21 protein-coding genes are annotated in these 25,363 nt (G+C 69.6%); 1 reads left to right on the top strand and 20 read right to left on the bottom strand.

Going from position 1 to position 25,363, the window contains the following annotated elements; genetic code table 11:
* Positions 1-11: 11 nt before the first annotated feature.
* The 20 genes from gyrA to N2652_02065 form a co-directional block, all read right to left on the bottom strand.
* The gene (gene gyrA / locus N2652_02160) at positions 12-2,465 is read right to left on the bottom strand and encodes a DNA gyrase subunit A (GenBank protein ID MCX7818008.1); all 2,454 of its coding nucleotides are present in this window, start codon (positions 2,463-2,465) and stop codon (positions 12-14) included.
* Between the two features lie 25 nt (positions 2,466-2,490).
* On the bottom strand, positions 2,491-4,977 hold the full coding sequence (gene gyrB, locus N2652_02155) for a DNA topoisomerase (ATP-hydrolyzing) subunit B (protein ID MCX7818007.1): 2,487 nt from the start codon (positions 4,975-4,977) through the stop codon (positions 2,491-2,493).
* A 93-nt stretch (positions 4,978-5,070) separates the two neighbouring features.
* Positions 5,071-6,702 (bottom strand): hypothetical protein, encoded by a 1,632-nt coding sequence (locus N2652_02150; protein ID MCX7818006.1) that lies wholly within the window; start codon positions 6,700-6,702, stop codon positions 5,071-5,073.
* On the bottom strand, positions 6,699-7,550 hold the full coding sequence (locus tag N2652_02145; protein ID MCX7818005.1) for a fumarate hydratase: 852 nt from the start codon (positions 7,548-7,550) through the stop codon (positions 6,699-6,701). Before N2652_02145 ends, N2652_02150 begins: the two co-directional genes overlap by 4 nt.
* A 53-nt stretch (positions 7,551-7,603) precedes the next feature.
* Entirely contained in the window at positions 7,604-8,224 is a 621-nt protein-coding gene (locus tag N2652_02140) for an MBL fold metallo-hydrolase (protein MCX7818004.1), read from the bottom strand.
* Positions 8,221-9,717, bottom strand: coding sequence for a metallophosphatase family protein (locus N2652_02135; GenBank protein ID MCX7818003.1), 1,497 nt, complete (start codon positions 9,715-9,717; stop codon positions 8,221-8,223). Before N2652_02135 ends, N2652_02140 begins: the two co-directional genes overlap by 4 nt.
* Before the next feature lie 25 nt (positions 9,718-9,742).
* The gene (locus N2652_02130; protein ID MCX7818002.1) at positions 9,743-11,209 is read right to left on the bottom strand and encodes a saccharopine dehydrogenase family protein; all 1,467 of its coding nucleotides are present in this window, start codon (positions 11,207-11,209) and stop codon (positions 9,743-9,745) included.
* Between the two features lie 55 nt (positions 11,210-11,264).
* Positions 11,265-12,401: a carboxynorspermidine decarboxylase gene (locus tag N2652_02125; protein ID MCX7818001.1), complete on the bottom strand. Its 1,137-nt coding sequence runs from the start codon at positions 12,399-12,401 to the stop codon at positions 11,265-11,267.
* 83 nt (positions 12,402-12,484) lie between these two features.
* The gene (locus tag N2652_02120) at positions 12,485-14,416 is read right to left on the bottom strand and encodes an ATP-dependent helicase (GenBank protein MCX7818000.1); all 1,932 of its coding nucleotides are present in this window, start codon (positions 14,414-14,416) and stop codon (positions 12,485-12,487) included.
* A complete protein-coding gene (locus N2652_02115; GenBank protein ID MCX7817999.1) occupies positions 14,400-14,948 on the bottom strand; it encodes an NUDIX hydrolase in 549 nt (182 codons plus the stop codon). The genes N2652_02120 and N2652_02115 overlap by 17 nt, the downstream gene beginning before the upstream one ends.
* 221 nt (positions 14,949-15,169) lie before the next feature.
* Positions 15,170-16,132, bottom strand: coding sequence for a hypothetical protein (locus N2652_02110; GenBank protein MCX7817998.1), 963 nt, complete (start codon positions 16,130-16,132; stop codon positions 15,170-15,172).
* A 54-nt stretch (positions 16,133-16,186) separates the two neighbouring features.
* Positions 16,187-16,948 (bottom strand): class I SAM-dependent methyltransferase, encoded by a 762-nt coding sequence (locus N2652_02105; protein MCX7817997.1) that lies wholly within the window; start codon positions 16,946-16,948, stop codon positions 16,187-16,189.
* Positions 16,933-18,141 carry an aspartate aminotransferase family protein gene (locus tag N2652_02100; GenBank protein ID MCX7817996.1) on the bottom strand — a complete coding sequence of 403 codons (1,209 nt, stop codon included), beginning with the start codon at positions 18,139-18,141 and terminating at the stop codon, positions 16,933-16,935. The genes N2652_02105 and N2652_02100 overlap by 16 nt, the downstream gene beginning before the upstream one ends.
* Complete coding sequence (gene argB, locus N2652_02095) at positions 18,138-19,040, bottom strand: acetylglutamate kinase (protein MCX7817995.1); 903 nt, start codon at positions 19,038-19,040, stop codon at positions 18,138-18,140. Before argB ends, N2652_02100 begins: the two co-directional genes overlap by 4 nt.
* 29 nt (positions 19,041-19,069) lie before the next feature.
* Positions 19,070-20,290: a bifunctional glutamate N-acetyltransferase/amino-acid acetyltransferase ArgJ gene (gene argJ, locus N2652_02090; protein MCX7817994.1), complete on the bottom strand. Its 1,221-nt coding sequence runs from the start codon at positions 20,288-20,290 to the stop codon at positions 19,070-19,072.
* Positions 20,291-20,363: 73 nt separating this feature from the next.
* Positions 20,364-20,744, bottom strand: coding sequence for a 30S ribosomal protein S9 (gene rpsI / locus N2652_02085; protein ID MCX7817993.1), 381 nt, complete (start codon positions 20,742-20,744; stop codon positions 20,364-20,366).
* A gap of 36 nt (positions 20,745-20,780) precedes the next feature.
* Complete coding sequence (gene rplM, locus N2652_02080) at positions 20,781-21,215, bottom strand: 50S ribosomal protein L13 (GenBank protein MCX7817992.1); 435 nt, start codon at positions 21,213-21,215, stop codon at positions 20,781-20,783.
* A 64-nt stretch (positions 21,216-21,279) separates the two neighbouring features.
* Positions 21,280-22,698, bottom strand: a complete 1,419-nt coding sequence (locus N2652_02075; protein MCX7817991.1) for a sodium:solute symporter family protein — start codon at positions 22,696-22,698, stop codon at positions 21,280-21,282.
* Positions 22,695-22,991 carry a hypothetical protein gene (locus tag N2652_02070; protein ID MCX7817990.1) on the bottom strand — a complete coding sequence of 99 codons (297 nt, stop codon included), beginning with the start codon at positions 22,989-22,991 and terminating at the stop codon, positions 22,695-22,697. The genes N2652_02075 and N2652_02070 overlap by 4 nt, the downstream gene beginning before the upstream one ends.
* Positions 22,992-23,037: 46 nt before the next feature.
* Complete coding sequence (locus N2652_02065; GenBank protein ID MCX7817989.1) at positions 23,038-24,333, bottom strand: LamG domain-containing protein; 1,296 nt, start codon at positions 24,331-24,333, stop codon at positions 23,038-23,040.
* Between the two features lie 92 nt (positions 24,334-24,425).
* Between N2652_02065 and N2652_02060 the strand changes: the two genes are divergently transcribed.
* On the top strand, positions 24,426-25,349 hold the full coding sequence (locus N2652_02060) for a peptidylprolyl isomerase (GenBank protein ID MCX7817988.1): 924 nt from the start codon (positions 24,426-24,428) through the stop codon (positions 25,347-25,349).
* Positions 25,350-25,363: the final 14 nt, after the last annotated feature.

Genomic DNA, 25,363 nt, shown 5'->3' with positions numbered 1-25,363 from the left:
TCCGCCGCGCGTCAGGCAGGCTGCGCAGTTTCGGGTTCTTCGTCCGGCTCCACCGTTGTCGCGGATACCACCCGGTCGCCCGGTTCGAGCTGGATCACGCGGACGCCCTGCGTGATGCGGCTGATCACCCGGATGTCCGCGACCGCGATCCGGATCATCTGCCCGTGCTCGGTGATCACCATCAGCGCATCGCCGTCGCGGACCGCGTGCGCGGCGACGACCGGCCCGTTCCGATCGGAGGTCTTCATCGTGATGATGCCTTTCCCTCCCCGCTGCTGCGCGCGATACTCCTCGAACGAGGTGCGCTTGCCGTAGCCGTTCTCGGAGATGCACAGCAGCGTCGCGGAGGGATCCACCACCTCCACCGCGACGACCGCGTCGTTCTCGCGGGCCAGCTCGATGCCCTTCACGCCGATCGTGTCGCGCCCCTGGTCGCGGAGCTGTTCCTCGTGGAACCGGATGCTCATGCCTTGACGCGTCACCAGCATCAGCTCGTTGTGCCCCTCGGTGAGGCGGACGCCGATCAGCCGGTCGCCCTCTTCAATGCGGATGCCGATGATGCCGCCTGCGCGCGGGTTCGAGAACGCGGCGAGGGTGGTCTTCTTCACAATGCCACGCTCCGTCGCGAACACGAGAAAGCGGTCCGCCCGGAACTCCCGCACCGGGATCAGCGCGGCGATCTTCTCCTCGTTGCCGATTTCGAGAAAGTTCACGATCGCCTTGCCGCGCGCAGCGCGGCCCGCCTCGGGCACCTCGTACACCTTTTTCCAGTACGCGCGGCCCTGGGCGGTGAAGAACAGCAGCCAGTCGTGCGTCGAGGCGGTGAACACGTGCTCGACGTAGTCCTCCTCCTTCGTCTCCATGCCGACGACGCCCTTGCCGCCGCGCCGCTGCAGCCGAAACGTCGAGACCGGCATGCGCTTGATGTAGCCGTGGTGGCTGATCGTCAGCACGCATCCGCGGTCCGCGATCAGGTCCTCGATGCGGATTTCGCCCTCTTCCGGCACGATTTCCGTGCGGCGGGCATCCGCATACTTTTGTTTGAGGTCGAGCAGGTCCGCGCGGATCTCGAGGTAGATCTTGCGCGGGTTCGCCAGCAGGTCCTCCAGCCGGTTGATTTCCTTCAGCAGCGCCTCGTACTCCGCCTCGACCTTGCCGCGCTCCAGACCGGTGAGCTGATAGAGCCGCATGTCCAGGATCGCGTTCGCCTGCCGCTCGGACAGGCCAAAGCGGCTCATCAGCGCGATGCGCGCGGTGTCGCGGTCGCGCGATTCGCGGATCAGCCGCACCACCGCGTCGAGGTGATCGAGCGCGATCTTCAGGCCCTCGAGGATGTGCGCGCGCTCCTTCGCGCGGTCGAGCTCGAAGCGAAACCGGCGGGTGAAGACCTCGAAGCGGTGGTCGAGATAGCGGCGCAGGATCTCCGCCAGCGTCATCGTGCGCGGCCGGCCCTGGTCGATCGCCAGCAGAATGGCGCCGAACGTCGTTTCGAGCTGCGTGTGCTCGTAGATGTTGTTCAGCACCACTCGCGGCACCGTGCCGCGCTTCAGCTCCACGACAACGCGGATGCCCTCCTTGTCCGACTCGTCGCGCACGTCCGCGACGCCTTCGATCTTCCGTTCGTTGACGAGCTCGGCGATCTTTTCGACCAGCGCGGCCTTATTCACGCCGTAGGGGATCTCGGTGATGACGATGCTCTCGCGTCCCTGCGGCCCCTCCTCGATGCCGGCGCGGCCGCGCACCTTCAGCAGCCCGCGGCCGGTCTCGTACATCTTGCGGATTTCCGCAACGCCGCAGATCAGCCCACCGGTCGGGAAGTCCGGCCCGCGCAGGTGCCGCATCAGGCGGTCCAGCCCAATGTCCGGCTCATCAATCATCGCGACGAGCGCGTCCACCACCTCGCCGAGGTTGTGCGGGGGGATGTTGGTCGCCATGCCGACCGCGATGCCGGTGGAGCCGTTCACGAGCAGGTTGGGCAGCCGCGCGGGCAGCACCGTCGGCTCCTGCAGCGACTCGTCGAAGTTGGGCTGCATGTCGACGGTGTTCTTGTCGATGTCGGCGAGCATCTCCTCCGCGAGCGGGTGCAGGCGGCACTCGGTGTAGCGGTAGGCGGCGGGCGGGTCGCCATCCACCGAGCCGAAGTTGCCCTGCCCCTCGATCAGCGGCGCGCGCATCGCGAAGTCCTGGCCCATGCGAACCAGCGTGTCGTAGACGGCGGCGTCGCCGTGGGGGTGGTAGTTGCCGATCACCTCGCCGACCACCTTCGCGCACTTCACGAACGGCTTGTTCGAGGTCCAGCCGCGTTCGCGCATCGCGTAGAGGATCCGGCGGTTGCCGGGCTTCAGCCCGTCGCGCACGTCCGGCAGCGCGCGGCCGATGATCACGGACATCGAATAGTCGATGTACGCGCGCTGCATCTCCTCTTCGAGGTTGATCGGTGCGATCCGTTCGCCCTGGTTGTACATCGTCCGGCTCCCGCGCGGTGGCGTTTCAGATGTCGAGATTGCGCACGTTCAGCGCGTTGTCCTCGATGAACTGGCGGCGCGGCTCGACCGCGTCGCCCATCAACACGGTGAACAGCTCGTCCGCGCGCGCGGCGTCCGCGAGCATCACCTGTAGCAGTTTCCGATTCGCGGGGTTCAGCGTCGTTTCCCAAAGCTGCTCGGGATTCATTTCGCCGAGGCCCTTGTAGCGCTGGATCGTGAGGCCTCGACGGCCGATCCGGCGGACCTCGTCGAGGAGGTGGAAGAGCGAGCGCACCGGTTCGCCCTCGCCCTCGCCGTTGAGCAACCGGAACGGGGGCGGGTCCGCGTCGAGCAGATCGGTTGCGCGGAAGCCCTGCCGTTCGAGCGCGCGCAGCGTCTGCGCGAGCGCCGGCGCGCTGTAGATTTCCACCCAGCGCACCGGTGAGCGCCGCGGCGCGCCGGCCGCGCGTTCCTCCTCCGGCAGCAGCTCCATCTGCTCGCCGCCCGTCGCGCGCTCGGCCTCCTCGACGATCTCGCGCAGCTCGCTCTCCGAGTGCGCCCAGGCGGTGCGCTGCCCGCCGGCGCCGTCCGGCGCGGTGACCCGGTAGAGCGGCAGCGCGCCGCTGGCCGGATCACGCAGCCGCAGAAACTCCGCAATGTCCACCCCCTTACGACGAATGCGGTCCACGTGCGTCTCCGCCTCGCAGACCAGCCGCAGCAGCTCGCCGAGCGCGCGGCCGCTCACCGGCGGACCGCCACCGGCGCGCGCCAGCTTTACCTCGTCCACCGCCAGCTCGAGCAGGATCCGCGTGAGTTGCTCGTCGTTTTCGACGTACTCTTCCCGATTCTTGCGCCGGATGCGGTACAGCGGCGGCTGCGCGATGTACACGTGACCGCGCTCGATCAGCTCCGGCATCTTCCGGTAGAAGAACGTGAGCAGCAGCGTGCGGATGTGAGAGCCGTCCACGTCTGCATCGGTCATGATCACGATCCGCGAGTAGCGCAGGTTCTCAATTTTGAACTCGTCGCGCCCGATGCCGGTGCCCAGCGCCTGGATAATGGTGCGAATTTCGTTGTTGCTGAGCATCTTGTCCTCGCGCGCCTTTTCCACGTTGAGCACCTTGCCTCGCAGCGGCAGCACCGCCTGGAAGCGCCGGTCGCGCGCCTGCTTCGCAGAGCCGCCGGCGCTGTCGCCCTCGACGATGAACAGTTCGCAGAGAGCGGGATCGCGCTCGGAGCAATCGGCGAGCTTGCCTGGCAGCCCCGCGCTGTCGAGCGCGCCCTTGCGGCGCGTGAGGTCGCGCGCCTTGCGCGCCGCTTCGCGCGCGCGCGCGGCCAGCAGCGCTTTCTCCACTACGCGCCGCGCGACGCTCGGATGCTCCTCGAAATAGGTGCCCAGCTGCTCGTTCACGATCGAGGCGACGATCCCTTCCACCTCGCCGTTGCCGAGCTTCGTTTTCGTCTGCCCTTCAAACTGCGGATCGGGCACCTTCACGCTGACCACCGCGGTGAGCCCTTCGCGGACGTCATCGCCGCTCATCGCGTCCGCCTCGTTCTTGAAGAGCTTGTTCGCGCGCGCGTACGCGTTCACGGTTCGGGTCAGCGCGGACCGGAAGCCGCTCAGGTGTGTGCCCCCCTCGGTCGTGTTGATGTTGTTCGCGAACGAGAACACGCTCTCGTTGAACGCGTCGCAGTACTGCAGTGCGATCTCGACCTGTACGCCGTCCCGCTCTCCCTCCAGCAGGATCACTTTCGGATGCAGCGGATTTTTCGCGCGGTTCAGGTGTTCAACGAACTCAACGATGCCGCCCTTGTAGCGGTACACCTCCTCGCGAGGCGGGTCCTCCTGCCGCAGCGAGATCTCGATGCCGCGGTTCAGAAACGCCAGTTCGCGCAGCCGGTTCGCGAGGATGTCCCAGTTGAACTGGGTCGTCGAAAAGATTTCCCGGTCCGGCAGAAAGGTGACGGTCGTGCCGGTGGTGCGCGACTTGCCGATCGGCTCGACCCCGGTCACCGGTTTGCCGCGCTCGTAGCGCTGGTGGTACACGCGGCCGTTGCGCCGCACCTCCACCTCGAGCCATTCGCTGAGCGCGTTCACGCACGACACCCCCACGCCGTGCAGCCCGCCGGAGACCTTGTAGGAGCTGTGGTCGAACTTGCCGCCCGCGTGCAGCACCGTCATCACGACCTCGAGCGCGGAGCGCTTCTCCGTCGGGTGTTCCTCCACCGGAATGCCGCGGCCGTCGTCCTCAACCGTCACCGACCCGTCCGAGTTCAGCGTCACCGCGATCCGGCGGCAAAAGCCCGCCAGCGCCTCGTCCACGCTGTTGTCCACCACCTCAAACACACAGTGGTGTAGGCCGCGAATGCCGGTGTCGCCGATGTACATCGCCGGCCGCTTGCGAACCGCCTCTAGGCCGGCCAGCACCGTGATGGATTCGGCGCCGTAGGTGGAGGTGGGCTCAGCGGGGGCCGTTTCCGCGGATTCTTCCTTCTGCAAAGTCTCGCTCATTTGAGAAAAAATCATACCGAAAACGGCCCCGCAGATCAAGGCGGAACCGGGTGGCCCAGCGCAACGTAACAGAATGACCAGTAATGATTTGCGCTATGTGCCGGGCGCCCCGTCCGCAGGGAGAGGCAGGGCGGCCGGGGAGGGGTGTTGGGAGAGCTCCCAAATGCCGTCCCAGGGGTCGGCGGCGAGGAGCCGCGCGCGGCTGCGCCAGGCCCCGGTGAGTGCCTCGAGCTGGGCGGCGCGGCCGGGAAACCGCACGCGGAGAGCAGGTGGCGGCCGGAACACATCGCCCATCACCAGGCACCGTCCTCCGACCGGCGGCGGAGGAGGGTCTTCGCTCCACAGATCCACAACCGTCACGCCGGGCGGCGCGTGATAGCGCAGATAACGGAAGAACACCGGTCCGCCGGCAGTCAGGATCTGATCGGGCGCGGTACAGACGCGCAACACCGCCCTCGCGCGGGCGCGATGCAGATCGCCCTCCGGCCGGCGCAGCGGTTCGAGGCCGCCCAGCCAGTTGTGCGCGCCGAGTGCCCCCGCGAGCGCGCCGAGCAATATCGGCCGCACCGCGCATCCCTCCGCCGCCGCCCCGACCGCCAGCCACAGCGGCGGCAGCGCCATCACCCACAGCTCCGGATTGCCCGGCTCCATCACCAGCAACAGCAGCGCGTGCGTGGCGAACCACGCGCCTGCGGCTGCCGCGAACGCCGTCCAAGGATTGGAGGCGCCGGCCACGTCGCGGTCCAACCCTTGGAACGCGGTGGCCTCCGTCGCGCCCCGCGCACCGCGCAGCATCGCGACGGCGAGCGTGAGCGCCACCGCAAACGTCAGCGCGAGCGTGCCCCGTGCCGCACGGCGTTGGAGCTCGGGAATCGCGCGGCCGAGGAACTCCTCCTCCGCCGTCATGCGCGCGGGAAACCGTCGCGCGATCGCCGCCGCAACCGCGGGCTCGCCAAAGAGGAAGTTCGCAGACGCGACCGTGGAGCCGAACGCGAGCGTCGCCTTCGCGGCGGCCGACGGCGTGAATCCGCCTTCTGCGCGCAGCGGATCGGGGCCGCCGACGGTGTGCGTGGGGACCACGCCGGCGACCGCGTAGGCGAGCGCCGCGAGCGCGACGGTCGCGCCACCGTGCGCGAGCGCCGCGCGCGAGCCGCGGCGACGCCAGAGCCAGAGCGGAACTGCACCGCCAACGGCGGGCAGCGCGAAGATGTGCATGCCGATCGCCGCCGCGCCGGCGACCGCCGCGGCGGCGCGTCGCGAGCGCGCCGCGCACCACCAGGCGGCTAGCGCGAGCGCGGCGGCGGGCGCGTACGCCTCGGCCTCCGCCGCGTAGCGCCACACACCGTAAGAGACCGCGCAGACCGCCGCGCTGGCCGCCGCCCGCGCGCGGCCAGCCCCTGCGGCACAGCGCAGCAGCGCATACACCAACACCACCGTTGCGCCGGCGGCCACCGCGCTGGCGCCGGCCATCACCGTGTGTGCCCGCACAGCGGGCATCACCCGCCGCGCGATCGCCCATAGCGTGCGCATCACCGGCAGGTGAAGGAGGTGATGGGGATGCAGCAGCTCACGCGCCGGCGCGCGTTCAACCTTCCAGGCAAAGTCCCAGGTATCCTCCGCCTCGGTGCGGTTGCGCGGGGCCGTCCCCGCATAGGCGGCGGCAATCGCCAGTGCGGCGGCCACCGCGACCGCCGCACCACCGCGTCGGTGGGTGGATTCGCTCACAGCACTTCGCGCGCGTGGCGGTGGCTGTGACAGTCGAGGTTGACCGCGACCGGCAGCGAGGCGATATGGCACGGATGCGATTGCACGTGCACCGCCAACGCGGTGGTGTCACCGCCCAGCCCCATCGGACCCAGTCCGGTCGCGTTCAGCCGCTCCATTAGCTCCGCCTCAAGCTCCCGGTCGAGCGGGTCCTCCGCCGGCGCACCGAACGGGCGCCAGAGCGCCTCCTTCGCAAGTTGCGCGGCCCGCTCGAACGAGCCGCCTAGGCCAACCCCCACCACCAGCGGCGGACACGCGTTTCCGCCGGACTCGACGACCGATCGCACCACAAAGTCCACCACACCCTCGCGACCGTCTGCGGGCGTCAGCATCGCGAGGCGCGACATGTTTTCACACCCGCCCCCCTTTTCCATCACGTCCAGCTCCACCTGCTCGCCCGGCGCCAGCCGAATGTGGATCACTGCCGGTGTGTTGTCGCCGGTGTTGCGGCGCGCGAGCGGATGCCGCACCACGCTAGGGCGCAAGCGGCAGCGCGACCATGCCTCCGCGACGGCGGAGTGGATCGCGGGCTCGAGCTCCCCTCCCACCAGGTGCACGTCTTGGCCGAGCGTGACCCGCACGACCACCAGCCCGGTGTCCTGGCACAGTGGGCGGCGGTCCGAGCGCGCGACCTCCGCATTGTCCAGCAGCTGATCGAGCACCGCGCAGCCCATGCAGCTTGATTCGCGCGCGCGGCGCCGCCGCAGCTCCGCCAGCTCGGCGCCGTCCATCTCAAAGCTGGTGCGTTCAATGCAGCGGATCACCGCGGCGCGCAACTCGGCGACGTCCAGTTCGCGGATTCGGCCCATGCGCCCGACAATGTCACGCTGCCGACGCCGCTTCAACCCTTCGCGCCGCACGCCTAAAAGAACGGATTGAACCGCAGTTCCGCCGCCAGCGTCGTCGGCGGCCCGTGCCCCGGCCACAGGCGCGTTGATGCCGGCAGTTCGCAGAGCCGGCGGATCGAGGCGCGCAGCTGCTCGGGATCGCCGCCGGGCAGGTCGGTGCGACCGACGCTGCCCTGGAACACGAGGTCACCGCAAAACACCGTTTGCTCGCAGGGAACCTGGAAGCAGACTCCGCCGGGCGTGTGGCCGGGCGTGTGCAACACGCGCCACTCCAGCCCCGCCAGCGAGAGGCGCGCGCCGTCGGTCAGCTCGCGGACTGGCTCGGGCGGCGGAAGGGGCGGCGAATACCAGGGCGGAAGCTGGTTGATCTCCGTGAACGCCCAGACCGCGTCGGCGGGGTGCAGATAGACCGCCACGCCGTGACGCCGCGCGAGCTCACCGGCCGCGCTGACGTGGTCCGCGTGTCCGTGCGTGAGCAGCACCGCCTCAAGTGTCCATCCCTCGCCGCGCAGCGCCTGCTCGATCGTCTCGGGTTCCGCGGCCGGATCGACAATCACTGCTTGCTTCGAGCCCGGTGCGGCGACGAGGTACGCGTTCGTTTCAAACGGCCCCAGCGGAAGCCGGATCACTCTCATCGCACGGCGCCCCCCGGCGGTTCCTCGTTGCCCTTCCAGACTGCGCGAACGCTGCGCACGTTCACCGCGCCACGGAAGCGGCCGTAGATGCGGACCTCGATCTCGCGGCCGCCGGCCGGAATCTCCGCGGTGACCTGCGCCAGCCAGCCCTCGCGACGGCGGAGTGAGGGCGTCCGTGTCACGAACGCGGGGATGATTTCCTCTCGGTCGTTCCGTATCCGGCGCAGCGCGGCGGCGATCGAGATCTCGCCGCCCGGCGGCACCTCGTCCACCAGCATCTCCATTTGCAGCCGCCGGCCGGGCGTTACGTCGAGCGGGCGACTGACCAGTTCGACTGCCCGCGCGGGATCATCGGATTCGAGCCGGAAGGCAGGTCCCGGGGCGTCGGCCGCCGCGCGCAGCGCGGTGACACTCTGCGTGCGGCGGTTGCCGTAGCGGACGCTCCAGCCCTCGAAGGGCGGGGGACCGGGGCGCGGCGCGGCGAGTAGGTTGCCCTCGACGAGCGCAGCGACGGAGGGCTCGAGCGCGGGGATCACCGCGCTGCGGCCCGCCACCCACCACAGCGCGCCGAGCGTGGCGGCGACAAGCGCCACCAGCGCGCCTGCCAGCACGAGCGCGGTGTGGCGCCACCGGCGCGCACGGCCGCGCAGCCGCTCGATGTCATCGGCGGCGGGCGCGCCCCGCGCGCCGTCCTCCTCGCGCTGGGGTGGCCGGAACGAGACGACTTCGCGGATCGGCCGGTGCGCGAGCAACGGATCGGCTCGGAGAAAGGCGGCAGCAGCCTCGGGCCAGCCGGTCGCGGCGATCGCAATGCGGCAAGCGTCGAGATCAAACGCAACACGTCGGAACCAGACCGCACCGTGGGCGGCGTCAAAGAGTACGTACGATGCCCGGGGATCGCCGTCCCGCGGACAGCCGACCGAGCCGACGTTGACCAGGTATCGTTTACCGGGTTCCAGCTCGAAGTCTTGCGGCTCGAGCCGGTGTGGCGTACCGCTGTTGCCCAAGACAAACAGTGCGGGGCGGTGGGTATGGCCGATGAAGACCAACGGCTCCGGCACTGCGGACAGGGCGGCGAGCGCATCGGCCGGATCTTCGACGTAGTCGAACCGGCCGGGCGCGGCAGAGCTGGCGTGGGCGCAGCGGAACCCCCGGCCGACCAGCTGCAGCGGCCAGGTGGCCATCCAGCGTAGCGCGTCAGGCCCGACGCACCGCCGGCTGCGTTCGAGAATGTCGCGTGCGAGCTCGTGGAACCCATCCGCCGGCAGCCGGCCGGTGAGCACCGCGTCGTGGTTGCCGAGCGCGACGCGCCACGCCTCCGCATACAGCGACTCGAGCACCTCCACCGGCTGCGGTCCGTAACCGACCACGTCGCCGAGGCAGAGGATGCGATCGGCCTGCTGCAGCACGATGTCGCGCAGCACCGCCCGCCAGGCGGGCAGGTTCGCGTGGAGGTCGGAGACGATCGCGTATTTCACGCGCGTCACCCGCACGGGGGCGGCGTCCGCGGCCTCGGAGCTACCGCCGGGACCGCCGCGCGCGCGCGCGGCGGCGTGCGGTGGGGGAGGCCTTCGAGGACGCAACGCGCCGCCGCCGAGCCTTCGGTTTCGAAGGGGCGCCCGGCGCCGGTGTGGCCGCGGGGGGCTCGGACGGTGGCCGCGGTACCGAAATCATCGGATTTGCGGCGGAAATGGTGATCGTGACCGTTGAGCGGGCGATCTCCTCCTCGAGGGGGCCAACGGTGCCGTCGAACGAGCGCGGGCTGCCGGGCCGCAGCTCCTCGATCTCCGTCGGAAGGCCGAGCCGGGCGAGCAGCTCGAGGAATGGGTCCGGATCTAGCTCTTCGACGTTCACCATCGTGCGGCAGTCCCACGGGCCCTGCGCGATCAACATCGCCGCGGCGACCGGCGGTACGCCGGCGGTGTAGCTGATCGCCTGCGATTCGACCTCCTCGTAGCACTTTTTGTGATCGGAGACCTGGTACAGCAGCACTTCGCGCCGTCGGCCGTTCTTCCAGCCCTTAACGAAGTCGCCGATCCAGGTCTTACCGACGTAGTTGGGCGCGAGCGTCTTCGGGTCTGGTAACAGCGCCTTCACCACCTTCAGCGGGACGACCTCCTGGCCGGTGGACAACCGCACAGGCAGATGCGAGAGCAACCCGAGCGTGCGCAGCACGGTGAACACGTTGATGTAGTGATTGCTGAACCCCATCCAGAACCGGACGCTGTTCGCGTCCATCGTCTGCGACAGCGAATGGAGCTCGTCGTGTCCGTTCAGGTACACCGGCTGCGAGCCCACCACCGGGAACTCGTGCACGCGCTTCACGGTGTGGGTCGGATACTCCCGCCACTGGCGGTCGATCCAGGTCCACACCTTGATGAACTCGCGGAAGTTGATCTCCGGGTCGAAGTTGGTGGCGAAGTAGCGGCCGTGGCTGCCCGCGTTCACGTCCACGATGTCAATGGTGTCGAGCCGGTCAAAGTAGTGTTTCTTCGCGTAGGCCGCGTACGCGTTCACGACGCCTGGATCGAAGCCGGCGCCGAGGATCGCGGTGACGCCGCGCTCGCGGCAACGGTCGCGGCGTTTCCACTCGTAGTTCGCGTACCACGGCGGGTTTTCGCAGACCTTGTCCGGCTCCTCGTGGATCGCGGTGTCGATGTAGGCGGCGCCGGTTTGGAGGCAGGCCTCGAGCACGGACATGTTGACGAACGCGTTCGCGAGGTTGATCACGATCTGCGTCTGGGTCTCGCGGATCAGCTGTGCGGTGGCGGGCACGTCGAGCGCGTTTAGCTCGCGCGCGTAGAGCCGCCGCGAGGGATCCTTCAGGTGCTGTTTCCGGCGCACGCTCTCGATGATCTCCTCGCACTTTGCGACCGTGCGGGAAGCGATGCAGATGTCGCCGAGCACGTCGTTGTTCATCGCCGCCTTGTGCGCGGCGACGTGCGCGACGCCGCCGGCGCCGATGATCATCACGTTCGTCTTCATCGGGTGGTCTCCACTCCGCCGCCGCGGCGCGCCGCGGCCGCTGCGGTCGCGCCTACTATTGCGAATCGCGGGCGGTGGCGCAACGCTGCGTGAGCGAGTCGCGGTAGTCCTCGTAGCCAAACTGTGCGAGCGTCTCGATGTGGCCATCCGCGCGGCGCAGCCGAATCGCCGGCATGGGCAGCCCGTTGAACCAGTTCTTCTTCACCATCGTGTAACCCGCTGCGTCCGCGATGCGTACCCGGTCGCCGACGCGCAGCCGGCGAGCGAGGCGGTAGCGGCCAAACACGTCGCCGGCCAGGCAGGAACGCCCTGCGATGAACACCTCGTAGCGGCCCGGCGGAGGCCAAGCGATGCGCGGCGACGTGCGGTAGACGAGGTGGTCGAGCATGTGCGCTTCGATCGATGCGTCCACGATCGCGATGTCCGCGCGGTTGCGGACCACGTCGACCACCGTCACCACCAGCTCCGCGGTGCGGCTGACCACCGCGTCGCCGGGCTCGAGGTAGAGCTCGAGGTCGAACTCGCGGCGGAAGTCCGCCAGCAGCCGGATCAAGTCCGCCAGCGGATAGCCGGGGCTGGTGAACGCAATGCCGCCGCCGAGGCTCACCCATCGCACCCGACGCAGCAGTGGGCCGAACTCGCGGCCGAGCCGCCGCAGCTGTTGCGCCAGCGCGGCGAGGTCGGCGTTTTCACAGTTGATGTGGAACATCAGGCCGTCGAGCCGGTCCGCCGCCCGCAGCAGCGCGGCGCGGTCCACGACGCCGAGCCGCGAATAGCGGCGCGCCGGGTCCGCCAAGTCGTAGTGCGAATAGCTGAATCCCGGGTTCACGCGCACGCCGAGCGGTCGGCCGTCGCACGCGTCGGCGAGCGCCTCCAGCTGCGAGAGCGAGTTGAAGATCACCTTGTCCGCATAGCGGGCCGCCTCGCGGATTTCGTCGCGCCGAAAACCGACGCAGTACGCGTGCACTTCCTTGCCGAACGTCTCGCGGCCCAGCCGCGCCTCGTAGACGCTGCTGCTGGTGGTGCCGTCGAGCGAGTCGCGCATCAGGCCGAATACGCCCCAGGTGGAGAAACACTTCAGCGCCAGCACCGCCTTCACGCCCGCGCGCTCGCGCACGCGGCGCACGATCGCGAGATTGCGGGCCAGCCGGCGTTCGTCGATGAGGTAACAGGGTGTGTCCACGTCCGGCATCGTGCGGGGCCCTCGCCGGCGCCATCGCACCGGCCGCGCCGCAGTGTACGCCCGCGCGCCCGCCGCGCAAGTGCCCCAGCAGTTCAGAACGCGCGCAGCGAGACACGCTGCAGCAGGCCGGGCGGCAATTCCTGCAAAAAGCGCGACGGGGAGTAGAACTGCGGCGACTGGTCCCGCGCCAGCCGCATGCGGGGCACGCAGAGAAACAGGTGGTCGCGCGCGCGCGTGACCGCCACGTAGAACAGCCGGCGCTCCTCCGCGAGGCCCTCGCGGCCGTCGTCCGCGACCGCGCGCCCGGAGGGAAACATGCCCTCCGCGAGCCACACCACAAACACCACCGGCCACTCGAGGCCCTTTGCCTGGTGCACGGTGGTCAACAGCAGGCGGTCCTCCGCGTCCGGCTCGTCCGCCGGCGCGGCGGTGTCCACGTTCGTCAGCAGCGCGACCTCCTCCAGAAACTCCGCGGCGCTGCGGAAGCGCGCGATGAAACGTTCCAGCTCCTCGATGTCCTCGCGACGGCGCTCGGGGTCTTCGAAGGTCTCGCGAAGGTGGCGCGCGTAGAACGCCTCGGTGAAGCGGTGGATCAGCTCCGCCGGTTGCGCGGGGTCGGCGCCCGCGAACGCCTCCGCCCACGCGGCCCAGTCGGCCGCAGCCGCCTCCGGCAGTGCGGCGGCGAGCCGCCGGCGGTCTTCCTCGACCATCGGCGACCACCGTCCGCCGAGCCGGCGCCACAACGCGCGCGCGGTCGCCTCGCCGACGCGCGGCAGCAGCGGCAGCAGGCGCACGAACGCGAGCGCGTCGGTCGGGTCCACCGCCAGCCGCAGCGGCGCGAGCACGTCCTTGATGTGCGCCTGCTCGAAGAATCGCACGCCGGAGACGATCCGGAAGGGGACCCGCGCCCGCTGCAGCTCCAACTGCAGTTCGAGCGCGTGGTAGTGGGAGCGATAGAGCACCGCGATGTCGCGCCAGGCATAGCCGGCCGCGTGCAGCTCTTCCGCGGTCTCGCGCACGAAGCGCGCCTGCTGCGCGCCGTCGCGCAGGTCGGCGCGGTACGGCGCGAGGTCCTCGCCGCGCACCGGCCGCAGCGTCTTCTGGAACTGGTCCGGGTTGCCCGCGATGCAGGCGTTCGCGACCGCGAGAATCCCGGGCACGCTGCGGTAGTTGGTTTCAAGCCGCACCACAAAGGCGTCCGGATAGCGCTGCGGAAAAGAGAGAAAATGACGATAGTCCGCGCCGCGCCACGAGTAGATGCTCTGGAAGTCGTCGCCGACCACCAGCAGGTTCCGGTGCCGCGCAGCGACCTCGTCCACCAGCCGCGCCTGGATCGGATTGGTGTCCTGATACTCGTCCACCAGCACGTGCTGAAACTGTTCCCGATAGCGCTCCAGCACGTCCGGCGCCTGCTGGAACAGCACGAGCGCGAACTCGAGCAGGTCGTCGAAGTCCACGCCGCGGACCGCCCGCTTCGCGGCCGCGTAGTCGCGGACCGCCGCGACGATGACCTCTGGCGGCACCGGCAGCTCCGCGAACCGTTCGGGCACCGCGACGAGCGGATCCTCTCCGCGGTTCCGCGCCAGGCTGATCGCGTCGTGCAGCACCTCGACCTTCGGAAAGTGGGGGTGAGCCCGTCGCGCTTCCGCGGTCGCGCGTCGCAGCACCGACTGCGCGTCGTCGTCGTCGAGGATCACGAAGGCCGGATCAAGGCCGATGCGGGCGCCGTGCCGCCGCAGCAGCCGGTGGGCGAAGTGGTGGAACGTGCCGCCCCAGACGCCGCCGACCGCTTCGCCGACAAGGCGCCGTGCGCGGTCGAGCATCTCGCGGGCAGCCCGGTTGGTGAAGGTGAGCAGCAGGATCCGCTCCGGTGGCACGCCGCGCTCGACCAGATGCGCGACGCGGTAGGTGAGCGTGCGCGTTTTGCCGGTGCCGGCCGCGGCGATCACCAGCACCGGTCCGTCCGGCGCGAGCGCGGCAGCGCGCTGCTCCGGGTTCAGATCGCGATCAAAGTCCACCGGCATCGAGCCAGCCCTTCAGTTCCGCGAGCGCCCAGGCCGCCAGCGTCTTGCCGTCGCGGATCACGTTGTCACGCAGCGCCCGTCGCAGCTCCTCCGGGCGGAATCGCACCAGCTCGAGGTGCTCGTCCGCGTCCCAGTCGGCTTCGGTGCTGGAACCGTCGCACTCCGCAAAGAACAGATCGATCCACTCGTCGGTGTAGCCGGGGGAGGCGAGCACGCGGCCGAGATGCCGCAGGAGCCTCGCAGTGCGGCCGGTCTCCTCGAGCAGCTCGCGTCGCGCCGCCGCCTCCGGCGCCTCACCCGGCTCGCAGAGACCCGCACACAGCTCGATCACCTCAGCCTCCACCGCCTTGCGATACTGGCGCACCAGCAGAAAGTCGCCGTCGGGCAGCCGGGGCAACACCGCGACGGCCGGCGCGTGCCGCACGATCTCGCGGACCGACCGGCGTCCGTCCGCCAGTTCGACCTCCGTCACCTCCAGCCGTACGACGCGTCCGTCGTAGATGGTCTGCGTGGCCAGTGTTCGCTCATGCATGCGGGTGGTCCTCTTGCGGTGTGGGATATCCCGTAATGGTGCGGCGCTGTCAATCGAACGGGCGGAGCGATGCGGCGGCGTAGGGCCGCCCGCGCGAGCGCCCTGACGCTTCTGCCGGCACGCCAGCCCCGCTGCCGACGGCCCCATACGTGGGCCCCGACCGCGCCGCTGCGAACTCCGCGAGAGGGTTGAACGGCGTGTGCGCCGTCGCAGCTAAACTGTCAGGGGTTTTTCACAAACCACGGCCGTGCGAGCGGGTTGCGGAGGAAAAACTCCATCAGCTGCTCTGCCACCTTGGCGCAGCCGGCGGGGGAGGGATGCGTGCCATCCGCGACGAAGTCGCCGCGTCGCCAAACGAGGTCATCCGCCGCGCGTCCCCTCTCGCCGTCCGCCCAGAGATAGGGGCCCCAGCATAGCCAGGGCGCCCGCACCTGGCCCCGCGCGGGATCGGGATTCAGCGCCGCATCGCCCCGCATCTGGCGCTGAAGGATGCGGCGGGCGACACGGCCGCTTTCGTATGCGAACGGCTCCGGATTGAGCCGAGTGGTCGCGTAGCCGCCATAGATGCGACTGCCGAGGTAGACGATCGCAAGGTTCGGACATCGCAGCTTCGCGGATCGCAACACCGCGACCGTGTCTTGCTCGAGTTTCGCGGCGTACTCCTCTGGCGATTCTCCGCGGCAGATGTTCGCGAGCTTCACCCACGCGGCCTGGACCTGCGCGGTTGTCACGCCGGCGCGCTCTAGGCGTTCCGCCGCCACTGCCCACGGTCTTGCCGCCGGATCCGCCCACTCTGCCATCGCCTGTCCTCCCTGCGCGCAGTTGACGACCGCGACCGAGGGAGAACGCTCGGCCGCCAGCATCGCGACCGTCTCGAAAAGTTCGAATTCCATCGAGGCGTTCGACATGCTGAACGCAGTGAGCACGATGCGCCCGTCCGCCGCCGGCCGGCCCTCGCGATCGCGGGGGCGGATCGTGCGGACCACATCGAGCAGACGCGTCCGCCATGGCTCCGGCGGCTCGTTATGCCCGTGGCCGTAGAGGCCGATCTCCTCGGGCGGTCGGCCGTCGCCGCCCGAAAGATCACACAGCGGAATCAACCGTCCCGGCGCGCTTTCCGCCGCCCAGGCCAGGGCCCCCAGTGCGAACACAACGCCGAAGATTAGGAGTGTAATCGTCTTCATACGGGAAACAACGAAGGAGGGGTACATCACATTGTTCATCGCGCGCCAGCCGGCTCAACCCTGCGGACACCGCCGTGCGGTCCACAGGTCCACTGCGCCAAAGAAGGCAGAGACACGACGGATCTCCGCAAACCCGCAGCGCTGAAAGCAACGGTGCAGTTCGCGGCGTGGGGGCACATCGCGCAGTGTGACCGGAATCCACGTGTGGGCGCGCGTGTGACCGCAGATCAATATGCTGGCCAGAAGGCTCCAGACCCCAAGCAGGGTGAACAGCAGCGCGTTGCCGAGCGCGGAGTCGGGACGCGCAAAGTCCAGAAACGCGGCGGTGCCACCGGGTCGCAGCAGGCGCGCGCTCTCCCTCAGACCGGCCTCCACCGACTCGGCCAGCCGCAATGCCCATGCGCCGGTGACCACGTCCGCGCAGCGATCGGGCAGGCCGGTACGGCTCATGTCCGCACAAATCCAACGGATGCGGCCGCTCCGGTCGCTTCGCCGGGCGAGGTCGAGCATCGCGGGGCTCAGGTCCACGCCGGTCACCGTCCCGCTCGGGTAGCGGCTGGCCAGGCGCCGCGTGAGGTCACCGGTGCCGCAGGCGAGGTCGACCGCGTCCAGGTTCGGCGCGGTCGGCAGCGACGCGATCAGGCGATGCTTCCAGTGCGGGTCGCGACCAAACGAGATCCAACGATTCTGACGGTCGTAGCGGGGCGCGAGCATATCGAACAGCAGGCGGTTGAACCGCCGGCGAGCGGCCGGGTCGGCCGCGATCACTCGCAGCGGCGCCGATTCGTGGTGCGGCGGCGTCACAGGTCCCGGCATGCGCGGGCGACGATGCTCAATGCGCGCTCGACCTCCCGTTCGCGGATGGTCAGCGGCGGCAGGAACCGGATCACCCGCTCCGCGGTGGCCAGCGACAGCAGCCCCAGCTCGCGCAGCCGTGCTTCGAACGGTTTGGCCGGACGGTCGAGCACCAATCCGACCATCAGGCCGCGACCGCGCACTTCAACGAGCGCGGCATGTCGCTTTTGAAGCTCGCGCAGGCCCTCCATGAACTGTTCGCCGCGCCGCGCGGCGTTCTCGAGCAGGCCTTCCTCCTCGATGATCCGGATCACCGCGAGCGCGGCGACGCAGGCCAGCGGGGTTCCTCCGAAGGTCGAAGCGTGAGTGCCGGGCTGAAACACCTGTGTGAGGCCCGGCGCGACCACAATTGCGCCGATCGGAAAGCCTCCGCCGAGTCCCTTCGCGATCGAAAACGCATCCGGTTCGATCCCGTACGCCTGCCACGCCCACCAGCGCCCGGTTCGGCCCATACCGCACTGCACCTCATCCATCATCAGAAGCACGCCGCTCTCGGTGCACAGCCGCCGCAGCCCGCTCAAGAACCGTTCGGTGGCCGGCACGATGCCGCCCTCACCCTGGATCGCTTCCACAAGCACTGCGGCGGTTTGCTCGCTGATGGCCGCGCGCACGGAGTCCAGATCGTTGAAGTCTGCGTAGTCGAAGCCATCCGGCAACGGTTCGAAGCCACGCTGCACCTTCGCCTGGCCGGTCGCGGTGAGCGTCGCGAGCGTGCGGCCGTGAAACGAGTTGCGCATCGTGACGATCCGCCAGCGGCCGCCGTTCTGCGAGCCCCACAGTCGTGCGAGCTTGATGAGCGCTTCGTTCGCCTCCGCGCCGGAGTTGCAGAAGAAACATCCCCCGCCCATCGAGCGAGTCGCCAGCGCCTCGGCGAGACGCGCCTGCGGCTCGTGGTAGAAGAGGTTCGAGGTGTGCATCAGGCGGCCCGCCTGACGCCGGATCGCGCGCACCAGCGTCGGATGCGCGTGCCCGACACCGGTGACCGCGATGCCGGAGAGAAAGTCGAGATAGCGACGCCCCGCCACATCCCACACCCACGCGCCGCGCCCGCGCGCGAGCGCGAGGCTCGCCGGCGCATAGGTGGTCAGCACGTACCGCCGGTACAACGCCTCGATTTCGCCGGCTGCAAGACCCTCCGGAGATTCTGCGCTCATGTGCCCTCCCGCGCGCCGTTCACGTCGCCGCCGACGATCTCGGTGCCGACGCCACGGTCGGTGAACAGCTCCAGCAGCAGTGAATGGGGCAGAAACGAATCAATGATGTGCACCTTCGCGACGCCGGCGCGGACCGCTTCGAGCGCGCCGCCGATTTTCGGAAGCATCCCCCCCGATATCACGCCGCGCTCAACGAGACGGTCGATCTCGTCCGCGCGCACGCTCGAGATGATGCTGGTCGGGTCGGACGGGTCCGCGAGCAGACCCGGTACGTCGGACAGAAACACGAGTTTGCGTGCCCGCAGCGCGCGCGCGATCGCGGAGGCCACCTCGTCCGCGTTCACGTTGTACACCCGCCGATCAGGCCCGCGGCCGAGCGGCGTGATCAGCGGTACGATGCCCGCCGCCAGAAACGCGAGCACCGGCTCAACGTCCACCTCGACCACTTCGCCGACGTACCCCCACGACACGACCTGCCCGGTGGCCGGGTCGCGGCCCGTCTTCGGCCGGACCTGCAGGATGTCCTCGCCGTGAATGCCACGGGCCTTACAGTCGAACTCGCGCAGCAGCCGCACCATGTGGGGGTTGATCTCCTGGTTCAGGGTCTGCTCGACGATCCGGATCGTCGCCTCGTCGGTGACGCGCAGTCCGAGCCGAAACTCCGGCGTCAGGCCCGCGGCTTTCATCTTCTGGGAGATCGCCTTGCCGCCACCGTGCACCAGCACCGGTCGCAGCCCGACCACCGCCATGAACGCGACGTCCTGCAGGATCGCGCGCACCCCCCCCTCGTTGTCCATGATGCTGCCGCCGAACTTCACGACGATCGTCTCGCCGTGAAACTTCTGGAGATAGGGCAGCGCCTCGATCAGCACCGCCGCTTTTTCCACGAGCAGTTGCATCCCACCTCCGCGCCGGCCCCCGCGTCCGGCTACATGTTGATTCGAACGTACTCCTCCGTACAGTTGCAGGTCCAGATCTCCGCGCGGCCGCGGCCGAGGCCGAGGTCGATCTCCACGGTGAACTCGGGCCGCGCGATCACCTCGCGGAGCTGCTCGCGCGTTGCCGGGCCTGGCGCGCCGCGCCGCACCGCGCACAGCCCGTCGAACCAGATCGCAACGCGGGACTCGACGACCTTCGCGGCGGAGTAGCCGAGCGCATCCATCACGCGGCCCCAGTTCGCGTTCGGCCCTGCCCAGGCGGTCTTCACCAGCAGCGAGTTCGCGACGCTGCGCGCGGCGAGGTCCGCCTCGCGGTCGGAGCGGGCGCCGCGCACGCGGACCGTGATGAAGCGGGTGGCACCCTCTCCGTCGGCGACGATCATCCGCGCGAGCGCGCGGGCCGTTGCGCGTACCGCCCTTTCGAACTCGCGCCACCCGGGCCGACCGGGCGCCAGCCGAATGCCCGAGGCGCCGTTGGCCAGCAACAGTGCGGTGTCGTTTGTGCTGCGGTCGCCGTCCACGGTGATGCGGTTGAAGCTCTCGTCCGCTGCCGCGCGCAGCAGTCGCTGCAGCGCACCGGCCGGCGCGGCGACGTCGGTGAGCAAAAACGCGAGCATCGTCGCCATACGCGGCTCGATCATGCCGGCCCCCTTCGCGAACCCCGCGACGATCGCCGGCCGGCCGCCAATCGAAAGCGGCACAGTCCAGCGCTTCGGGCGGGTGTCGGTGGTGAGGATCGCGGTGGCGGCGGCCTCGGCGCCGTCGGGCGACAACTGCGCGACGAGCCGCTCGATGCCGACCAACACCCGGTCCATCGGCAGGGGAACCCCGATCGTGCCGGTGGAGCAAACGAACACCTGCCGCACCGGCACGCCGAGCCGCCGGGCGGTTTCCGCGGCCATGCGGAGCGCATCGCGACGGCCGCGTGGCCCGGTGCAGGCGTTCGCATTTCCGCTGTTCACCACGATCGCGCGCGCGATGCGGCCGCGCAGGTGTTCTCGGTCCAGTCGCACCGGTGCGGCCTGGACCTGGTTGGTCGTGAAGACGCCGGCGACCACCGCGGGCTGGTCGGAGACGATCAGCGCCATGTCGGGCCGTTCTGCGCCGGCCTTGATGCCGGCCGCGACACCGGCGGCGCGGTAGCCGGCGGGCAACCGGAGCTCTTCCGTGCCGAGGGGTGGGGTCGATCGGATCTGTCGCATCGTCGTCATGCCTCCGTCCAAGCAACGACCCCGAACGTCCGGAGGGGACATTCGGGGCCGGCGGCTCGGGCGCCTGGAAGGATCAGCGCTTCGAGAACTGGAACCGCTTGCGGGCGCCCGGCTGCCCCGCCTTCTTGCGCTCCTTCATCCTCGGGTCGCGCGTCAGACAGCCGGCCTTCTTCAGAATTGGGCGCAGCTCCGGTTCCGCGGCGACCAGTGCGCGCGAAATCGCATGCCGCAGCGCGCCGGCCTGACCGGTGATGCCACCGCCGCGAACCGTCGCGACGACGTCAAAGCGTCCAAGCCGTTCGGTCAGCGCCAGCGGCTGCTCCACATACGGCCGCAGCGCGGGGATCTTGAAGTATTCCTCGAACGGGCGCCCGTTGATCGAATACCGGCCTTCGCCGGGGAACAGCCGCACACGTGCGACGGCAGTCTTGCGCCGGCCGGTCGCCGCGCTCACGGGGCTGACGGTGGTGGTCGTCACCTGCGAATCCTCCTAGCCACGGAGCGTGACCGGCTCCGGCTTCTGCGCCGCGTGCGGGTGCTCCGCGCCGGGATAGATCTTCAGCCGGCGCAGCAAGACCGCGCGGGTGTGATTCTTCGGGAGCATGCCGCTGACCGCATGGCGCAGGATGAACGCGGGATTCTTCGCGCGGACCATCGCGGGCGTGAACCGCTTCAGCCCGCCGGGGTAGCCGCTGTACCGCGTGTAGATCTTCGCGGTTTCCTTCGTGCCGGTGAAGCGGATCTTCGCCGCGTTGATCACCACGACCATTGCGCCGGTGCAGACGTGCGGCGTGTAGTCGGGCCGGTCCTTGCCGCGGAGCAGGTTCGCGACCGCGACGGCGAGCCGGCCAACCGGCTGCCCTTCGGCGTCCACCAGCTTCCACGGGTGCGTCACGCTCGGCCCGTGCGCCATCGTTGTTTTCATGCTCGTTGCAACGTCCTCCGGACTCAACGCGAACGGCGCAGGATAGGGAGCGGGCGGGCGGTTGTCAACCGCGCGCGGCGGCGGCCTCGCGGCGTCGGGCCGCCAAGATCACCGGCGTCGCGCCCGCGGCCAGCACGGCGGCCAGCACCAGGTCGAGCCGCCAGCCCCCGACCGCGGCCGGCACAACAGCCAGCTGAGAGGCGAAAAAGATCAACATCGCGGCGAAGGACATCGCGACCAGGGAGCGGGGCGGCTGGCGCAGCGTCACCGCGCCGAGCACCATCGGCGCCATCATCGAGGTGCCGGAGAAACTGGTGCGGGCCAGCAGCACGAGCTGGTCGCTCATCACCACCGAAAACGCAAATACGATGCCCGCGAACACCAGAATGGCGACGCGCGTCGCGGCCATCACGCCGCGATCGCTGCCGTGCAGCATCGAGCGAAGCTCCGCCCCCAGCGCAAACAGCTGCGCGTTCGTGGTCGAAAGGCCCGCCGCAAACAGCCCCACCAGCGAGAGTCCTCCGAGCCAGGGCGCGCGGTCATGCAACAGCGCGGCGCCCAGAAAGCGATCAGTCGGCAGGCCCGCATAACGCGCCGCGCCGAGCGCGCCGATCAGCGCGGTGGGGAAGATCACCAGAATCGCGAACACCCCCACCGACACCGCCATCCGATACATCGCCGCCGTGCTCTTCATCACCACCAGCCGCGTCGTCAACTGCGGCTGCGTGACCGGGATCATCACAATCGCGACCGCGGAGGCGATCAGAAACTGCGTGGTGAAGAGCCCCTTCGGACCTGGCGCGGAACCGAGGGCCGGATCCGTCGCCAGCATCCCGTCCCACAGCGCGACCCAGCCGCCTGCGGCGCGCACGCACGCCAGCCCGATCGCCCACAGGATCAACAGCAGCGAGAGTCCCTGGATCGCGTCCGCGAAGACGATCGCACGAAAACCGCCGAGTTCGCTGAACGCGAGCATGATCAGCACAATCAGCGCCGCCCACTGCCATGGCGCGAGCAGATCCGGGAACGTGCTGCGCAGGAAGATCGCAATGCCGCGGATCTGAATCGCGACGTAGGGGACCAGGAAGATGAACGAGCTGGCGAACATCGCCCAACCCGCCGGACGCCAGCGGTAGGCGGCGCTCATCAGCCCCGCCACCCCGTCGAAGCCCAGCTCGCGGACGCGCCGACGGATTGCTCGGCCGAACGCCACAATCAGCAGCACCATCATGCCGTCCGACACCGCCAGAAAAATCCATGCGGCGACGCCGTGCGTGCGGAAGAAGTCCGGCATGCCCTGAAATGTGAACGCGCTGAACAGCGCGGCCGCATACGTCAACACGCCGAGCCGCACGCCGAGGCTGCGGCCCGCGAACATGAATTCGTCCGTGCTGCGGTGGCGCCGCCACGATGCGCGCGCGGCCAGCGCCAGCAGCCCGAGGTACACGCCGCCGAGCAGGTAGACCCATCCCCGCAGGCTCATCGCGGGGCTCCGTTGCCGTCGGCGTCTTCCTCCGCGCACAGCCGCGCCGCGGCCGCGGTGAGGCCGACGAACATCGCCGCGACGAGGATGCCCATCCACAGGGTATACGGCATCGCGGCGAGCCGGGGCTCAATGCGGCCGGCCGGTGTCACCAGCGGAGTGAATACCGCCACCGCGAGCACGACACCTGCCCCCCACACCGCGGCGAGCCGTCGCCGTCGGAGATTTGGACTGGCTGTCATCCAACGGATCTCCGCGCGCACCGCGAGCGCGGGCCGCGCGCGACTGATCATCCTGCAGCACCACTGCGGTGGCAAGGCGCGCAGGCGATGCGCCACTTCAACGCGGGGCCGGCGGCATCGCGACCGGCCCGTGGCGCAGATCGGCGAGACGGCGCAGCTCGTCGGCGGTCAGCGCCCGGTTGTAGACCGCGACGCCACCGATCCAGCCGGTGAACCCGACACCGCGCGAACTGTGGATCACCCGCCCAATCGTGAACGGCCCGCCGAGGCCGGGCGGCGGCGACCAGATGCCGTGGGGATACCACCACGGGTTCAGCCGCAGCGCGACCAGCTCCCGCTCCGCGATTCGCCAGCCCGATCCCTCGCGCACGAGCGTCACGTTCACCCTCGTGTAGCGGTACTCGCGCAGCTCCACGCGCACATCGTCCCGCTCTTCGAGCACCCGGAGCGCGATCGGTTCCTGCTCGGGCGGATTGTAAAACTGGTCAGCCGGGTAGTCGGGATCCTCGCCGGGCTGCAGACCGGGCTCGCGGTGCAGCCACCCCTGCCGCCACGCCTCGACCACCGAGGAGATCAGCCGGTCCTTCGCGGGGTGGTCCAGCCATCGGTCGCCGGCCTCGCCGTTCAGCCAGCCGGTGATCTCCTGCCGGGACGGGTCGAACGTCATCGCGAAGCACTGCCATGCGGAGTCGAGCACCTCGGGGGGGCTGTCGGCCGGCACCGCCGGCGAAACGCCGGCTGAGTTGCACTTGTGCAGCGCGTAGCGGTTGCGGAACGAAGCGCCGCCGTTTTCGGAGACGTGACCGCAGGCGCTCCCCTCGATGTTCAGCCCCGCGAACAGGCCATACTGCCGCTGGCCGCGCACGACCTTGCGGATCGTTTCGGTGGAGGGTTGCTTGAGGTCCGTCCCTTCATGCCAGATGCCCGCCAGCGCGTGGTTGCCGCTCTCGCGGATCGCCCAGACCACCACGCTCACGCCGCGGCCCTGGCCCTTGATGTCCAGCGGAGTGTCCTGCAACCGCTCGCGCGGCACCAGCAGCAGCGGCCGGAACATCGGGTCGGTTTCTCGCCGGATTCGGATCGCGTTGCCGAACGGCCCGCGGCCAAGCTGCGGGATGTCGTCCCACGTCGCCTCCCGGCCCTCGCCCCAGTACTCGCGCACGTAGTTCATCACCTCCAGCGGATAGTCGGTGGGGGAACCGGCTGGCACATGCGCGCAGAACCGATGCGGGGGGGCCGGCTCCCGCCGTACGAAATCCCAGAACGCGACGCAGCCGGGTATACCGGTGACCACCGCAACGCGGCGGGCCAGCGGGTCACCCGCGGCGGCGGCCGCCGCCAGCAGTCCCGCCAGCATGGGCAGCGCTCCACGCATCGCGATCGAACACATCACCCGGATTCTTCCCTCACCGACGGGATCGCCGCAAGCGGCACCGCGGCGCGGCCGGGCTTGCGCGGCGTCGATCGCTTCGCCAATGTGCGAGCATGAACAACGAACTGGCCGATGCGGGCTGGCTGGCTTCCGTCGAAGTGCGGATCAACGGTGAGCGACTGCCCGCCGAGCGTCTGCTCTCGGAGTACCGGACGCTGTGCGCCGGGTATGCGGTGCAGATGTCCGCGGAGGAACTGGCGGCGCAACGGGAGCGGATTCGACGTGACGCGGTCGAAAACGCGATCGAGCGCACGCTGCTGCTCGAGGAGGCCCGCCGTCGCCTCGGGCCGGTGCCCACGGCTCAGATCGAGTCGGCGCTGACTCGGTGGCGTCGGGAACGGCCGCCCGGTTCGCCGGAGCCGACAGCAGCGGAGACCGCTCAGATGCGCGAGGCGATCGCGGAACAGTTGCTGCTCGACCGATTCTTCGAGCAGCTCTGTGAGGCGGTGCCGCGGCCGACGACCGACGAACTGCGCGCCTGGTACGCGGAGCACTCGCAGGAGCTGCAGCGGGACGAGCAGGTCCGCCTGTTGCTGATCACGCTGCCTGCACGGCCTGGCGGGCCCGGCCCGCACGAGCGGGTACGGGCGCTGCTCAACGCGCGGGAGCGTTGGCTCGCGGGCGAACCGCTGGAGGCGATCACGCGTGAGGCGGGCGGATGGCTGAGCGCGGACGATCTGGGCTGGCAGGAAATGCAACGCCTCGCGTCCGCGCTGCGTACGGCGGTCGGCGGCCTCGCGCCGGGGGCCATCAGCGAGGTGTTTGCGAGCCCTGCCGGCCATCACCTGGTGAGGGTCGTGGACCGCCGACCGGCGGGTCCGGCACCCTTTGCGGAGGTGTGGCGGGAGATCGAGCAACGCCTGTGGAACGGGCGTAAGGAGGAATGCATCGGCCGAGAGGCCGATCGCCTGAGGGCAGCCGCGGTGATCGAGGTGATCGGCCTGCCCTCCGACCCGGCGATCTCCGGCGGCGGCTGACGGCGGGTCGCCAG

It is taken from the genome of Kiritimatiellia bacterium, from assembly GCA_026417735.1.
Classification (GTDB): domain Bacteria; phylum Verrucomicrobiota; class Kiritimatiellia; order PWTM01; family PWTM01; genus CAACVY01.
This window is presented reverse-complemented; position numbering and strand designations above follow the sequence as displayed.